This is a genomic window from Catellatospora coxensis (assembly GCF_016862635.1).
GTDB classification, from domain to species: domain Bacteria; phylum Actinomycetota; class Actinomycetes; order Mycobacteriales; family Micromonosporaceae; genus Catellatospora; species Catellatospora coxensis.
The window spans coordinates 1-14,333 of record NZ_BONI01000136.1 but is presented as its reverse complement, the minus strand read 5'-3'; the positions used below and the strand labels follow the sequence as shown (position 1 = coordinate 14,333).

Here is a 14,333-nt window from a genome sequence, read left to right as displayed (position 1 = left end):
TCGACGGCTGATCCAGGGGCATCCTCCGCGAGACATCGCGGGGGATGCCCCTCGCCGTTGATCGGTCGGTGTCGACCGATGTCCATCGCATGCGTGAGGGCAAGTTTTGCCATGTATCGCTGTGAGCACGACATCGGACAAAATGGCCAGTCGATCAAATAACTTTACAACGCGTTTATATAGGACAAACGGCGCTGACGACAGTGCCGAGATGTACGTCCGATCAGGAGGCATCCTGATCCGGTCAGCCACCGGCAGTGTGAGCGCCAGTGCCGGTGGCGGCGCGACCCTCCTGGCACGACCGAATCTGCTCGAATAGGCAGCACGATCTTGCAAAGGTATAAATCGGACGCCGTCGGCAACGGATCCACAAAAGAGCGGCGGCGTCGCGCGGGAGCGCGGCGCCGCCGAGTGGGCGAACGTGAAGGTCAGCCGGCCAGGCCGACCCGGTCCAGGATCCAGGCCGCCACGAACGCCTCTTCCTTCCAGGCGTCGTAGCGCCCGGACGGGCCGCCGTGACCGGCGCCCATCTCGGTCTTGAGCAGGTACTCGCCGCGCGGGGCGGTGTGCCGCAGCTCCGCGATCCACTTGGCCGGCTCGCTGTAGCGCACCCGCGTGTCGTTCAGGCTGGTCACCGCGAGGATCGCCGGGTAGTCGAGGTCGGCGACGTTCTCGTACGGCGAGTAGGCCTTCATGTACGCGTACACCTCGGGGGACTCCAGCGGGTTGCCCCACTCCTCCCATTCGGTGACGGTCAGCGGCAGCGACGGGTCGAGGATCGACGACAGCGGGTCGACGAACGGCACCTGCGCGACGATGCCCGCGAAGGCCTCCGGGGCGATGTTGGCGACCGCGCCCATCAGCAGGCCGCCGGCCGAGCCGCCGCGCGCGATGATGCGGTCGGGGCTGGTCCAGCCGCTCTTGGCCAGGTGCCGGGCGCAGGCGACGAAGTCGGTGAACGTGTTGCGCTTGGCCAGCAGCTTGCCGTCGTCGTACCAGTGCCGGCCCAGCTCGCCGCCGCCGCGCACGTGCGCGACGGCGAAGACCACGCCCCGGTCGAGCAGCGACAGCCGGGGGATGGAGAACCACGGGTCCATGCTCGACTCGTACGAGCCGTAGCCGTAGAGGACCAGCGGCGCGGACCCGTCGACGGGCGTGCCCGCCTTGCAGACCAGTGAGATCGGCACGCCGGTGTTGTCGTCGGCGGTGGCCCAGACCCGGTGCTGCTCGTAGCGGGCCGGGTCGAACGGCTCCCCGTCCGGGCCGGGCAGCACGGGCTTGCGCTTGCGCAGCAGCAGCTCGCCGGTGGCCACCACGTAGTCGAAGACCGAGTCCGGGGTGACCATCGAGGCGTAGGTGAGCCGTAGCTGGTCGGTGTGGTAGTCGGGGTTGCCGGACAGGCCGACCGTGTAGAGCGGCTCCGGGAAGGTGATGTCGCGCGGCTTCGAGGTGGGCTCGCCCGAGGTCGGGAACAGCCGCAGGCCGGTCAGGCCCTCGCGGCGCAGCGACACCACGTACTGGTCGGCGAAGGCGTCCACGCCCTCCAGGCGCACGCCCTGGGTGTGGCCGATCAGCTCCTGCCAGTCCGCCGGGTCCGAGACCGGGGCCTGGGCCAGGGTGAAGTCGGCCGCGTCGCGGTTGTGCAGGATCAGCAGCCGGTCGCCCTGCGGCTCGACGGAGTACTCCAGGCCCTGCACGCGCGGGGTGACCACGGTCGGCGCGGCGGTGGGCTCGTCGGCCGGGATCAGCCAGACCTCGCTGGTGACCTTGCTGTGGATGTCGATCTGGATGAAGCGCTGCGAGCGGGTCAGCTCGACCCCGATCCAGAAACGCTCGTCCGCCTCCTCCAGCACCAGGGCGTCGTCGCCGGTCGAGCCGACCGCGTGCCGCCACACCCGGTGCGGGCGCCAGGCCTCGTCCACGGTCAGGTAGAACAGCTGCGTGCCGTCCACCGACCAGGCGCTGCCGTAGAACGCGCCCTCGATCCGGTCGGGCAGGATCTCGCCGGTGGCCAGATCCTTGATCTGGAGCGTGAAGCGCTCCTCGCCGGTGTAGTCGGTGGAGTAGGCCAGCAGCCGCCCGTCCGGGCTCACGTCGAGGGTGCCCAGCGCGAAGAAGTCGTGCCCGGCGGCCAGCTCGTTGCCGTCGAGCAGGATCTCCTCGTCGGCCGGCGGGGCACCGTCGGCCGGGGTCGGCGGCGCGGTCTCACCGGCGGTGACCGGGCGGCGGCACTGGATGCCGTACTGCTTGCCGGCCTCGGTGCGGGCGTAGTACCAGTAGGCGCCCTTGCGGACCGGCACCGACAGGTCGGTCTCCTGGGTGCGGCCCTTGATCTCGCCGAACAGCGTCTCGCGCAGCGCGCCGAGGTGCGCGGTGGCGTGCTCGGTCCAGGCGTTCTCGGCCTCCAGGTAAGCGGTGACCGCCGGGTCGTCCTTCGTCTCCAGCCAGGCGTACTCGTCGATGACGTCGTCGCCGTGATGGCTGCGCGTGCTCGCGATCCGCGGTGCGACGGGGGCCGTGACCGGCCCGTTGGGGAGATCGGAAGTCATGGCGGTAACGCTACCGGCACGCCGGGTGGGAAGGCAGTGGTGATTGCCGGAACCGGTCGACGTTGACTAGTATCGAACATACGTTCGAACGAGCTTTGTGCGCTGCGTGAAGATTTCCGTCTCACGTGTCGCCAGCCCGCCTTGCGCGGGGTGAACTGTCAGGAGCGGCACCTTCCATTCGGTTGGAGCGAGGGATGACGGCACCGGTGCGTGAGGAATCCGAGCTGGACGGGTTGCGGCTGGGCTGCCCCGTGCGCCCGGCGGGAAGGCTCGACACGGTCGACGGCGCGCTGGTGCGCTGGGTCGCTGCGCCACGTGATCTCGGCGAGGCCGCCGCCCTGATGCGCCGCGCCCATGAGCTGGGGCTGACCGTGCTGCCCCGGGGCAGCGGGTCCAAGGCCAGCTGGCTCGACCCGCCGCCGGTGGTCGACCTGCTCGCCGACCTCACCGACCTCGCCGCGCTCCACTACGACCCGGCGACCGAGCAGCTCACCGTCGGCGCGGGCGCGGGGGTCGCGGCGGCGCAGGACGTGCTCGCCCGGTCGGGCCGCCGGCTGGCGCTCGACCCGCCGTCGCCCCGCGCGACGTTCGGCGGAGTGCTGGCGGCGGCCGAGTTCGGGCCGCTGACCCACCTCTACGGGCCGCCCGCGGTGCAGGTGGTCGACGCGACGGTGGTGCTGCCGGACGGCACGGTGACCACCGTGGCCGACCGCGCCCGCCTGCTCGGGTCGAGCATCTTCGACCTGCGCTGGACGCATCCCGGCGGGCTGCACCCCGCGTGCCTGATCGTCGAGGTGACCCTGCGGACCTATCCGCTGGCACCCGCCGCGTCCTGGGTGGTCTGCCCGGTGCTGCAGCCGCTGCAGGTCGCGACGCTGCGCGACGACGTGCTGGCCGCCAACCTCGCCCCGGCCGCCATCGAGCTGGACATGCCCGGCATCCGCCGCACCCCGCAGGCGGGCGGGCGGCGCGATGCCACCGGGGTGATGGCGGTGCTGCTGGAGGGCTCGGCGGTCAGCCTGGCCGACCGCGGCCGCCTGCTGGTGCGCCGCCTGGGCGGGCACGCCTACCTGACCACGCAGGCCCCGCTGTGGTGGGGCAAGTACCCGTTCCGGCCCGGCGAGGTCGCGGTGCGGCTCTACGCGCCCGAGGGCGACCTGCACTCGGTCTGCTACACCCTGGTCGACGCGATCGGGTCGCCGGTGCCGGTGCGCGGCAGCATCGGCGTCGGGCAGGCGTGGGCCGCGGTGCCCGGCGAGCTGCCCGCGGGGCGGCTGGTGGCGGTGCTGGAGACGTTGCGGGAGGTGCTGCTGGCGCGCAGCGGCTCCGCTGTGGTGCAGGCCGCCCCACCGCACCTGCGTGAGCTGCTCGCGCCGTATCGCGTGCCATAATTCGTACGCTGTGATCGACTTCAACGAGCCGGTGGGTTACCCGGCAGACGCACCCGCCTCCCAGGAACTTTTCGACCGGGCGGCGGCGATCGTGCCCGGCGGTGTGAACTCGCCCGTCCGGGCGTTCCGCGCCGTCGGCGGCACCCCCCGATTCATGGTTCGCGGTGAGGGCCCCTGGCTCTTCGACGCGGACGGCCGCCGCTACGTGGACCTCGTCTGCTCGTGGGGCCCGCTGCTGCTCGGCCACGCGCATCCCGAGGTCGTCGCCGCCATCCAGGCCGCCGCCGCCCGCGGCACCAGTTTCGGCACGCCCACCCCGGGCGAGGTCGAGCTGGCCGAGGAGCTGGTCGCGCGCACCGCAGCCGAGCAGGTCCGCCTGGTCAACTCGGGCACCGAGGCGACCATGTCGGCGATCCGGCTGGCCCGCGGCTTCACCGGCCGTACGAAGATCATCAAGTTCGCCGGCTGCTACCACGGCCACGTCGACGCGCTGCTCGCCGCGGCCGGTTCCGGCCTCGCCACGCTCGCGCTGCCCGACTCGCCCGGCGTCACCGGCGCAGGCGCGTCCGAGACGATCGTGCTCAAGTACAACGACCTCGACGCGGTGGCGCAGGCGTTCGAGACGCACGGCGCGGACATCGCCGCGATCATCACCGAGGCCGCCGCGGGCAACATGGGCGTGGTCGCGCCGCTGCCCGGCTACAACGCAGGCCTGGCCGAGATCGCGCACCGGCACGGCGCGCTGCTGATCATGGACGAAGTGATGACCGGCTTCCGGGTGTCGCGCTCCGGCTGGCAGGGCCTGGAGCCGGTCGACGCCGACCTGTGGACGTTCGGCAAGGTCATGGGCGGCGGCCTGCCCGCCGCGGCGTTCGGCGGCCGCGCCGACGTGATGGCGAAGCTGGCCCCGGCCGGCCCGGTCTACCAGGCGGGCACCCTGTCCGGTAACCCGCTGGCCTGCGCGGCCGGGCTGGCCACGCTGCGGCTGGCCGACGACGCGCTGTACGCCCGGCTCGACGCCACCGCCGCGACCATCGGCGAGCTGGCGAGCAAGGCGCTGGCCGAGGCGGGCGTCCCGCACCGGCTCGCCACCGCGGGCAGCATGTTCTCGATCTTCTTCACCGACGCCGAGGTGCACGACTACGACGACGCCCGGCGGCAGAACACCGCCGCGTTCAAGGCGTTCTTCCACAGCATGCTGTCGCAGGGCGTCTACCTGCCGCCGAGCGCGTTCGAGTCGTGGTTCGTCTCGGGCGCCATCGGCGACGAGGCCCTCGACCACATCGCCGCCGCCCTGCCGGGCGCGGCACGGGCGGCGGCAGCTCAGTCATGAGGACGATCGTCCACCTGCTGCGGCATGGTGAGGTGCAGAACCCCACCAAGATTTTGTACGGGCGGCTGCCCGGCTTCCAGCTCAGCGGCCTCGGCCAGCAGATGGCGAAGGCGGCCGCCACGGCACTGGCCGACCGGGACATCACCTACCTGGTCTCCAGCCCCCTGGAGCGGGCCCAGCAGACCGCGCTGCCCTTCGCCGAGCAGCTCGGCCTCGACGTGCACATCGATCCGAACCTGATCGAGAGCGGCAACTACTTCGAGGGCATGCGGGTCGGTGCGGGTGACGGCGCGCTGCGTGATCCGCGCCACTGGTGGGTGCTGCGCAACCCGATGACGCCCAGCTGGGGCGAGCCGTACCGGTTGATCGCGGCCCGGATGATCCTGGCCCTGCACGCCGCCCGCGAGCACGCCCGCGGGCACGAGGCGGTATGCGTGTCGCACCAGCTTCCGATCTGGACGCTGCGCATGGCGCTGGAGAACAGGCGGCTGTGGCACGACCCGCGCCGCCGCCAGTGCGGGCTGGCCAGCCTCACCTCGTTCGTCTTCGAAGGTGATCAGTTGGCGCAGATCACATACTCCGAGCCGGCAGCCCACCTGGGGACCGGAGCCGGGCGCGGGGCATGATGGGGCGCGTGACATCACGCCCCCGCACCCGCCGCGCCGTGCTGGCGCTCGCCGTGGCCGGGCTGGCCACGACCGCGCTGGCGGCCTGCGGCGACGACGAGAAGCCACCCGCCGTAGGCGACGTGCTGCGCTTCCCGCCCACCGAGCGCAAGGCGGCCCCGGCGGTCACCGGTGAACTGCTCGACGGCAGCCCCTACGACATGGCGAGCAAGCTCGGCAGCGTGGTGGTCGTGAACTTCTGGGCGAGCTGGTGCGCGCCCTGCCGGCTGGAGGCCGCCGACCTGGAGCAGATCGCCAAGGACACCGCGGCCTCCGGCGTGGTCTTCCTCGGCATCAACAACCGCGACGGCCGGGACGCGGCCAAGGCGTTCGTGGCCGCCCGCAACTCGTACCCGAGCATCTTCGACCCGGGCGCCCGGCTGTCGCTGCGCTTCGTCGACGTGCCGCCGGTGTCCACCCCCTCCACGCTGATCATCGACCGGCAGGGCCGGGTCGCCGCCGTGCTGCGCAAGGCGACCAACGCCGCCGAGCTGGGCCCGATCGTGCGTGAGATCGCCGCCGAGCAGGCCGGCTGATGGGTGCGGACTTCGCCGGTGTGGTCAACAGCGGGCCGCTGGCGCTGGCGATCGCGGTCGCGGCGCTCGCCGGGCTGGCCAGCTTCCTGTCGCCGTGCGTGCTGCCGCTGGTCCCGGGCTACCTGTCGTACGTGACCGGCCTGGTCGGCGCGGACCTCGACGCCACGCTCGGCGACGACCGCACCGGCCTGGGCCGGGCCCGCCGCGGCCGGGTGCTGGCGGGGGTGCTGCTGTTCATCGCCGGGTTCGCCGCCGTCTTCCTGACCACCACGATCGTCGCGGCGCAGATCGGCCGCCTGCTGCTCACCTACGAGCGGGCGCTGCAGGTCGGCATCGGCGCGCTGATCGTGCTGTTCGGCCTCGCCTTCCTCGGGGTGATCCCGGGCCTGGACAACGAGAAGCGCATCCAGAAGCTTCCTCAGGCCGGGCTGTGGGGCGCGCCGGTCTTCGGCGCCGTGTTCGCGCTGAGCTGGGTGCCGTGCCTGTCCCCGACGCTCGCCGCGGTCGGCGCGCTGGCCGGGGCGTACGGCGACACCGGCCGGGCCGTGGTCCTCGGACTGGCCTACTGCCTGGGCATCGGCATCCCGTTCCTGGTCCTCGGGCTCGGCATGCGCAAGCTGACCGGGGTGGTCGGCTTCATCCGGCGCAACTCGCGCTGGGTCACCCGGTTCGGCGGCGCGCTGCTGATCGTCGTCGGCCTCGCCCTGATCACCGGCGCGTGGGGCGACTTCGTGATCTGGCTGCGGGTCACCTTCGGAGCCGGAGAGATCTCGATATGAGCGTCACCGAGGCCGTCGTGGAGGACCCGCCCGCGGGCGAGCCGCCGCGTCGGCGTACCCCCCGCTTCGTCGCGGCCGGATGGGCCGCGGCGCGCAACGGGTGGCGGCAGCTCACCAGCATGCGCACCGCGCTGATGCTGCTGTTCCTGCTGGCCGTCGGGGCGATCCCCGGGTCGGTCCTGCCGCAGCGCTCGGTCAAGGTCGAGGACGTGCTCGGCTTCTACAACGCCCACCCGGACCTCGCGCCCGTGCTGGACCGGCTGTGGGGCTTCGACGTGTACGCCTCGCCCTGGTTCGCCGCGATCTACCTGCTGCTGTTCACCTCGCTGATCGGCTGCATCACCCCGCGCCTGCTCGACCACGTCAAGGCGCTGCGCACGGCCCCGCCGGACGCGCCGAAGTATTTCAACCGGCTCCCGCAGGCGGCCGTGCTCGACCAGCCCGTGGACGAGGCGGCGGCGAAGGCCGCGCTGCGCGGCTGGCGCACCGTGCGGCGCGAGCAGGCCGACGGCACGGTCACCCTGGCCGGCGAGAAGGGCTACCTGAAGGAGGCCGGCAACCTGCTGTTCCACAGCTCGCTGCTGGTCATCCTGATCGGCGTGGGGCTCGGCTCGCAGTGGGGCTGGCACGCCGGGCGGCTCATCGTCGCCGGGCCGGAGCAGGTCTTCTGCAACACCGTGCAGCAGTACGACGACTTCGGGCTCGGCCCGCAGGTCGGCGCGGGCGACCTGCCGGACTTCTGCCTGGAGCTGACCGACTTCCGCGCCGAGTACCGCGCGGACGGCATGCCGATCTCCTTCGCCGCCGACGTGGCCGCGACCGACTCCGCGCACGGCGACCTGGGCCGGCACACGTTCAGCGTGAACCACCCGCTGCGCCTGGACGGCGCGAACGTGTACCTGCTCGGCCACGGGTACGCCCCGGTGCTGCGCTACACCGACGCGGCCGGGGTGACCCAGGAGACGGTGTCGCCGTTCCCGTACACCGACCCGACGCTGACCAGCGAGGGCGTGGCCGCGTTCCCGGACGCCAACGGCAGCGACCAGACGAAGCAGATGGCGTTCTCCGGCACCTACATGCCGACCAAGGACGGGCCGCCGTACCTGCGCTCGGACCACCCGGAGGAGCGCAACCCCGCGCTCATGCTCACCGCGTACCGCGGTGACCTGGGGCTGGACGCGGGCATCCCGAGCTCCGTCTACGACCTCGACCAGCGCCAGCTGGAGGCGGGGCGGCTGAAGAAGTACGGCGAGCCGAAGCTGATGCGGCGCGGCGAGACGTGGACCCTGCCGGACGGCAGCAAGCTCGAGTTCGTCGGCACCCGGCAGTGGATCACGGTGTCCATCCGGCACGACCCGGGCGAGCCGATCGTGCTCGCCGGCGCGGTCCTGCTGCTGGTCGGCCTGCCGCTGTCGCTGTACGGCAAGCGCCGCCGGGTCTGGCTGCGGCTGCGCCCCGACGGCAGCGCCGAGGCGGGCGGCCTGCCCCGCACCGAGTACCCCGGTTTCGAAGACGAGTTCCGTTCCCTGGTCGAGAGGTGGCAACGGTAGTGGCAGAACTGTCCGACGGCCTTCTGGTCGTCACCCTGCTGTCGTACCTGGCCGCGATGCTGCTGCACGCGGGCGAGTACGCGTTCGGCACCCGCGGCCGGATCGCGAACGCGGCCGCCGCGCCCGCCGCCGCCCCGGCGAGGGAACTCGTCGGCGCGGGCGCGCCGGTCGTCGCGGAGCCCCCGCACGCCTACGCCGCCCCGGCGGTCGACGGACCCTCCGACGCCGCCGGCGGCCGGTCGCGCGCCGCCTGGCTCGGGCCCGCCGCGGTCGGCGCGACGCTCCTCGGCGTGGTCGCGCACCTGGCCACCGTCGTTACCCGCGGCATCGCCGCCGAGCGGCTGCCGTTCGGCAACATGTACGAGTTCGTGCTGTCGATCACGGCGCTCGGCGGCGTCATCTGGCTGGGCACGCTGTTCTTCCAGCGCCAGGTGCGCCACCTCGGCCTGTTCGTGATGCTGTTCGAGGTGCTGCTCGTCGGCGTGGCCGGCATGATCCTGTACACGCCGGTCGGGCCGCTGGTCCCGGCGCTGGACTCGTACTGGTTCGGCATCCACATCGGCGCGGTCATCGCGTCGTCCAGCCTGTTCATGGTCGCCGGCGCGGCCTCGATCATGTACCTGGTCCGGACCGGCTTCGACAACGGCAAGCGCGGCTTCCTGTACGCCTTCGGCGGCCGCCTGGCCAACGCCGAAGCCGTCGAGCGGCTCTCCTTCCGCCTGCACGCCTTCGCGTTCCCGATCTGGACCTTCGGCGTCACCGCGGGCGCGATCTGGGCCGAGGTCGCCTGGGGCCGGTACTGGGGCTGGGACCCGAAGGAGGTCTGGGCGTTCATCTCCTGGGTCGTCTACGCGGGTTACCTGCACGCGCGGGCGACGCCGAGCATCAAGCGCTCCACCGCGGCCTGGATCGCCGTGATCGGCTTCCTGACGATGATGATGAACCTGTTCGGCGTCAACATCTTCTTCACCGGCCTCCACTCCTACGGCGGCGTCTGACGCCCGCAAGGACAAAGGAAGGGCACCTTCTTTAACGCTCCGCGTTAAAGAAGGTGCCCTTCTTAACATGCCGAGCGCCTGGCCAGGCGCGATGAACGGGCACCGCCCGCAGGGTCAGCGCTGCCGCCGAATCCGTCCCGCCGGTTCCGGCCGTGGGCTGCTGCAGTTTCCAGGTAAGTGCCGCAATGCGCTCGTTGACAGCTGCAGTTTCCCGGAAACTGCTGGCCGTCCCTCGGGTGGCCTGGGTTAGCCTTCGGCGGTGCGGATCGCCATCTTTCCGGAGCGGGATACTCCGGCCGCGCTGCGCGCTCAGGCGCTGGCGCTGCAGGCGCAGGCATGGCCGCCTCCCACCCCCGCCGACGTGAGCCCGGCCGGTGAGCCCGGTGCGACGGGACTGGCCGGTGCGGATGGCAGTGACGCAGACGGCGACTGGCACGATCCCGCTCTCGATCCGGTGACGATGCTGCTGCTCGACGGCGGTGACAGGGTGCTGGCCAGCCTCGACGTGCTGTCCAAGTCGATCACGCATGAAGGTCGCGGATATCACGCCCGGGGTCTTAGCCGGGTGGTAACCGACACGGCGTATCGCGGCCGTGGTCACGGCCGCCGCCTGGTCGAGCACGCCCGTGACGAGATCAGCCTCAGCGGTGCGGACCTGGGCATCTTCACCTGCGACCGGGATTTGCAGGGCTTCTACGAGAGCGCCGGCTGGCAATTGGTGCCCGGCGCGGTGCTGGTCGGCGGCACCCCCGACGACCCTTTCCCCAGCGATCGGTTCGACAAGGTCACCATGGCGGGCTTCTTCTCCCCGACTGCCCGGCGAAACGCGGCCTCCTTCACCGGCGCCCGCATCGCACTTCATTCGGGCCTGATCGACCGTCTCTGGTGAACCGGCTCGCTGTCCGCCGGCCAGACAGCTCCACCGTGGCCGCGATCACGCAGGTCTGTTGACCGGACCGGCTCGCCGATGACCGAACCGCCCCGCCGTCGCCGTGGCATGCGGCGGTCCCGCGAGGCGCAGACGCGGGCATCGCGCGGGCCGTGGGTGCCGCACGACAATGCGGCGCGAACACGCTGCTCACACCGTCGCGACGTTAATAAGGGCACCTTCTATAACGCGGAGCGTTAAGAAGGTGCCCTTCCTTGCCATTGTCAGCAGGTGGTGGTGGTCCAGGAGGTGTACGGAACGCGCCAGTCGAGGCAGTACGTCGCGAAGTCGGCGCCGGGGCTGGTGGGGACCTCGGCGTTCCACGGGCGCAGGCCGGCGTCGGGCGAGGTCTTGAGCTGGACGTTGTCGATCGCGAGCCGGGGGATGGTGACCGTGCCGGGGTCGGCGGGGTCGGCGTGGACCTCGACGTACTGCTCGATCTCGGCCTGGCCGGACAGTGGCAGCGGGCGGCTGGTGAGCAGGTTCCAGCGGTCGCCCCACCACAGCCAGGCCTGCCAGGACGGCTGCTCGCCACCGGCCTCGGTCTGCAGGTGCAGCCACAGCTTGTCGCCGGGGGAGACCGCGTACTGGTCGTAGAAGGCCCAGGCGCGGGTGGCCGTGTCGTAGGTGTAGACGCGCTGGCGGGCGTTGCCGGACCAGCCGGTCTCGGTCCAGCCGACCTCCAGCCAGGCCTGTTGGGCGCCCCGGCCCGCCTTCGCCATGAACCGGGCCGCGACGAAGTCGTACGTGCCCTGCCGAACCCCGGCGTCGCCGACCTCGATCCGGCCGAGCACGCCCGACCAGCGTCCCCGTGTCGTCGCGCCGAGGTGGTGGTAGCCGGGGCTGGGCACCGCGGCCGCGACGGGCTGCACCACGGTGGCGCGCGAGCGGCAGGCGCCCGGTGCGGCGAGGCTGGGCGGCCCGGTGGGCGCGGTGGTGGAGGCGGGACGGCCGGTGGGACAGTCGGGCAGGGTGCCGGTGCTGGTCCCGGGGGTGCATCCGGCGGCGAGCGCCAGCAGCGCGGCCGCCAGAGCCCTGGCGAAGCGGGGGTTCACATCCGGGTCAACCGGGCGGGACGGGCGGGAGTGACGATGGCGTACGCCGCAGCGCCTCGCCCCTCCCCGGCGGAGTGACGGGGCGGATGCGAGGATGCCAGCATGGCGGCACCGCGTTTCCCGTTCGACGACCTGCAGGGCTTTCTCGGCGCGCTGGAGCGGGCCGGCGAGCTGCACCGGGTCACCACCCCCGTCGATCCGACGCTGGAGATCAGCGAGATCGTCACCCGTACCGTGCGGGCCAAGGGCCCGGCGTTGCTGTTCGAGAAGCCGACCCGCGGCGTGATGCCGCTCGCGATCAACATCTTCGGCAGCGACCGCCGGATGGCGATGGCGCTGGGCGTGCAGGACTTCGACGAGATCGGCGCGCGGATCGGCGAGCTGGCCAAGCCGGAGCTGCCGCAGGGGTTCAGCGGCATGATGGACGGCCTCGGCAAGATCATGCAGCTGAAGTCGCTGCCGCCGAAGAAGGTGAAGAGCGCGCCCTGCCAGGAGGTCGTGCTCAAGGGCGACGAGGTCGACCTCAACATGCTGCCCGGCCTCGTCATGTGGCCCGGCGACGGCGGCATCTACCACAACTACGGGTTGACCCATACCAAGCACCCGGAAACGGGGAAGCGCAACCTCGGCCTGTACCGGTTGCAGCAGCACTCGCACAACAGCGTCGGCATGCACTGGCAGATCCACAAGGACTCGACCGCGCACCACGCCGTAGCGGAGCGCCGTGGCGAGCGGCTGCCGGTCGCGATCGCGTTCGGCGCGGACCCGGTGGTGTCCTACTCGGCGAGCGCGCCGCTGCCCGGTGACATCGACGAGTACCTGTTCGCCGGGTTCCTGCGCGGGGAGCGGGTCGAGCTGGTCGACTGCCTGACGGTGCCGCTGCAGGTGCCCGCGACCGCCAACGTGATCCTGGAAGGCTGGGTCGAGCCGGGCGAGCGGCTGCCCGAGGGCCCGTTCGGCGACCACACCGGCTTCTACACGCCGGTCGAGCCGTTCCCGGTGATGCACGTCGAGTGCATGACGATGCGCCGCGACCCGATCTACCACTCGATCATCACCAGCAAGCCGCCGCAGGAGGACGGGCCGATCGGCCTGGCCACCGAGCGCATCTTCCTGCCGCTCATCAAGATCCTGGTGCCGGACATCGTGGACTACCACATGCCCGAGGCGGGCGTGTTCCACAACTGCCTGGTCGTCGCGATCAACAAGCGGTACCCGAAGCACGCGCAGAAGGTGATGAGCGCGGTCTGGGGCGCGCACCTGCTCAGCCTCACCAAGCTGATCGTCGTGGTGGACGACGACTGCGACCCGCGCGACCTGCAGGAGGTCGCGTTCCGGGCGTTCGGCAACGTCGACTACGCACACGACCTGGTGCTGACCCAGGGACCCGTCGACCACCTCGACCACGCGTCGTACCAGCAGTTCTGGGGCGGCAAGGCCGGCGTCGACGCCACCCGCAAGCTCCCCACCGAGGGCTACACCCGCGGCTGGCCGGAGGAGATGCGGATGTCCCCCGAGATCGTCGCGAAGGTCGACAAGCGGTGGAAGGAGTACGGGTTCCCGGAGAGCCCGTCGCGGAAGGGTTGGGGCAAGTGAGCACCGCGTCGCGCGACGTCGCCGCGTCCGCACCCGAGCTCAAGGAGCCGGGCCGGGTCAAGGCGTTCCTGAAGCTGGTCGCGATCGAGCACTCCGTGTTCGCGCTGCCCTTCGCGTACCTGTCCGCGCTGGTCGCGATGGATCGCACGCTCGGCCGGATCGACTGGCTCGTCCTGCTGCTGATCACGATCGCGATGGTCGGGGCGCGCACCTTCGCCATGGCCGCGAACCGGATCATCGACCGGCACATCGACGCGCGCAACCCGCGCACCGCCCAGCGTGAACTGGTCACCGGGGCGGTGAGCGTGCGCACGGCCTGGCTCGGCGCGGCCGTGGCACTGGTCGTGTTCATGGGCGCGGCGCTCGCGCTCAACCCGCTGTGCGCGCTGCTCGCGCCGCTGGCCGTGGTGCCGCTGGTGCTGTACCCGTACGGCAAGCGCTTCACCGACTGGCCGCACGCGATCCTGGCGCTGGCGCAGGCCGTCGGCCCGATCGGGGCCTGGCTCGCGGTCACCGGCGCCTTCGCCGGGTCCGGCCCGGCCTGGCTGCTCGGCCTCGCGGTCGGGCTGTGGATCGGCGGCTTCGACCTGATCTACGCCTGCCAGGACGCCGAGGTCGACCGGCAGATCGGGGTGCGCAGCGTGCCCGCCCGATACGGCGTGCGCAACGCGCTGCTGATCTCCACGCTCACCCACGTGGTGACGTTCGCGCTGTTCGTCTGGTTCGGCGTCTGGGTCGGCCTCGGCTGGCCCTGGTGGATCGGCCTCGCGCTGACCGCAGGAGCCTTCGCCTACCAGCACGTCATCGTGACCCCCACCGACCTGTCCAAAGTCAACCGAGCCTTCTTCACCGCGAACGGCTTCGTCGGCATCGCGCTCTTCGTCTTCGCCACGATCGCCCTCTGGCTCTGACTCACCCTCCCGCCCTCCCACCTGCCGCAACTCTTAGAGGCT

12 protein-coding genes are annotated in these 14,333 nt (G+C 71.6%); 10 read left to right on the top strand and 2 right to left on the bottom strand.

The genetic code is table 11. The features are described from left to right. Positions 1-428: 428 nt before the first annotated feature. Entirely contained in the window at positions 429-2,549 is a 2,121-nt protein-coding gene (locus Cco03nite_RS40635) for a S9 family peptidase (RefSeq protein ID WP_203699381.1), read from the bottom strand. Positions 2,550-2,755: 206 nt separating this feature from the next. Here Cco03nite_RS40635 and Cco03nite_RS40630 point away from each other — a divergent pair, with 206 nt between their 5' ends. The 8 genes from Cco03nite_RS40630 (at position 2,756) to Cco03nite_RS40595 (ending at position 10,690) form a co-directional block, all read left to right on the top strand. Further along, positions 2,756-3,940, top strand: a complete 1,185-nt coding sequence (locus Cco03nite_RS40630) for an FAD-binding oxidoreductase (RefSeq protein ID WP_203699380.1) — start codon at positions 2,756-2,758, stop codon at positions 3,938-3,940. 10 nt (positions 3,941-3,950) lie between these two features. Next, complete coding sequence (gene hemL, locus Cco03nite_RS40625) at positions 3,951-5,273, top strand: glutamate-1-semialdehyde 2,1-aminomutase (protein WP_203699379.1); 1,323 nt, start codon at positions 3,951-3,953, stop codon at positions 5,271-5,273. Beyond that, on the top strand, positions 5,270-5,899 hold the full coding sequence (locus Cco03nite_RS40620) for a histidine phosphatase family protein (protein ID WP_203699378.1): 630 nt from the start codon (positions 5,270-5,272) through the stop codon (positions 5,897-5,899). Before hemL ends, Cco03nite_RS40620 begins: the two co-directional genes overlap by 4 nt. 8 nt (positions 5,900-5,907) lie before the next feature. Then, complete coding sequence (locus Cco03nite_RS40615; RefSeq protein WP_239168064.1) at positions 5,908-6,474, top strand: TlpA family protein disulfide reductase; 567 nt, start codon at positions 5,908-5,910, stop codon at positions 6,472-6,474. Continuing rightward, positions 6,474-7,253, top strand: a complete 780-nt coding sequence (locus Cco03nite_RS40610; RefSeq protein ID WP_203699377.1) for a cytochrome c biogenesis CcdA family protein — start codon at positions 6,474-6,476, stop codon at positions 7,251-7,253. The genes Cco03nite_RS40615 and Cco03nite_RS40610 overlap by 1 nt, the downstream gene beginning before the upstream one ends. Then, complete coding sequence (gene resB, locus Cco03nite_RS40605) at positions 7,250-8,803, top strand: cytochrome c biogenesis protein ResB (protein WP_203699376.1); 1,554 nt, start codon at positions 7,250-7,252, stop codon at positions 8,801-8,803. The genes Cco03nite_RS40610 and resB overlap by 4 nt, the downstream gene beginning before the upstream one ends. Then, positions 8,803-9,801: a c-type cytochrome biogenesis protein CcsB gene (ccsB, locus tag Cco03nite_RS40600; protein ID WP_203699375.1), complete on the top strand. Its 999-nt coding sequence runs from the start codon at positions 8,803-8,805 to the stop codon at positions 9,799-9,801. The genes resB and ccsB overlap by 1 nt, the downstream gene beginning before the upstream one ends. Before the next feature lie 259 nt (positions 9,802-10,060). After that, complete coding sequence (locus Cco03nite_RS40595) at positions 10,061-10,690, top strand: GNAT family N-acetyltransferase (RefSeq protein ID WP_203699374.1); 630 nt, start codon at positions 10,061-10,063, stop codon at positions 10,688-10,690. A gap of 263 nt (positions 10,691-10,953) precedes the next feature. On the opposite strand, the gene Cco03nite_RS40590 is transcribed toward Cco03nite_RS40595, so the two are convergent. Continuing rightward, positions 10,954-11,784, bottom strand: coding sequence for a hypothetical protein (locus Cco03nite_RS40590; RefSeq protein ID WP_239168063.1), 831 nt, complete (start codon positions 11,782-11,784; stop codon positions 10,954-10,956). A gap of 102 nt (positions 11,785-11,886) precedes the next feature. On the opposite strand from Cco03nite_RS40590, the gene Cco03nite_RS40585 reads away from it, so the two are divergent. Continuing rightward, positions 11,887-13,380, top strand: a complete 1,494-nt coding sequence (locus Cco03nite_RS40585; RefSeq protein ID WP_203699373.1) for a menaquinone biosynthesis decarboxylase — start codon at positions 11,887-11,889, stop codon at positions 13,378-13,380. Beyond that, positions 13,377-14,291 carry a menaquinone biosynthesis prenyltransferase MqnP gene (gene mqnP, locus Cco03nite_RS40580; protein WP_239168062.1) on the top strand — a complete coding sequence of 305 codons (915 nt, stop codon included), beginning with the start codon at positions 13,377-13,379 and terminating at the stop codon, positions 14,289-14,291. Before Cco03nite_RS40585 ends, mqnP begins: the two co-directional genes overlap by 4 nt. Positions 14,292-14,333 lie beyond the last annotated feature (42 nt).

What these genes read in the sequence shown, in the direction of transcription:
- Cco03nite_RS40635 (WP_203699381.1), bottom strand. Translation starts at nt 2,549, where the DNA reads ATGACTTCCGATCTCCCCAACGGGCCGGTCACGGCCCCCGTCGCACCG.
- Cco03nite_RS40620 (WP_203699378.1), top strand. Translation starts at nt 5,270, where the DNA reads ATGAGGACGATCGTCCACCTGCTGCGGCATGGTGAGGTGCAGAACCCC.
- Cco03nite_RS40610 (WP_203699377.1), top strand. Translation starts at nt 6,474, where the DNA reads ATGGGTGCGGACTTCGCCGGTGTGGTCAACAGCGGGCCGCTGGCGCTG.
- resB (WP_203699376.1), top strand. Translation starts at nt 7,250, where the DNA reads ATGAGCGTCACCGAGGCCGTCGTGGAGGACCCGCCCGCGGGCGAGCCG.
- Cco03nite_RS40585 (WP_203699373.1), top strand. Translation starts at nt 11,887, where the DNA reads ATGGCGGCACCGCGTTTCCCGTTCGACGACCTGCAGGGCTTTCTCGGC.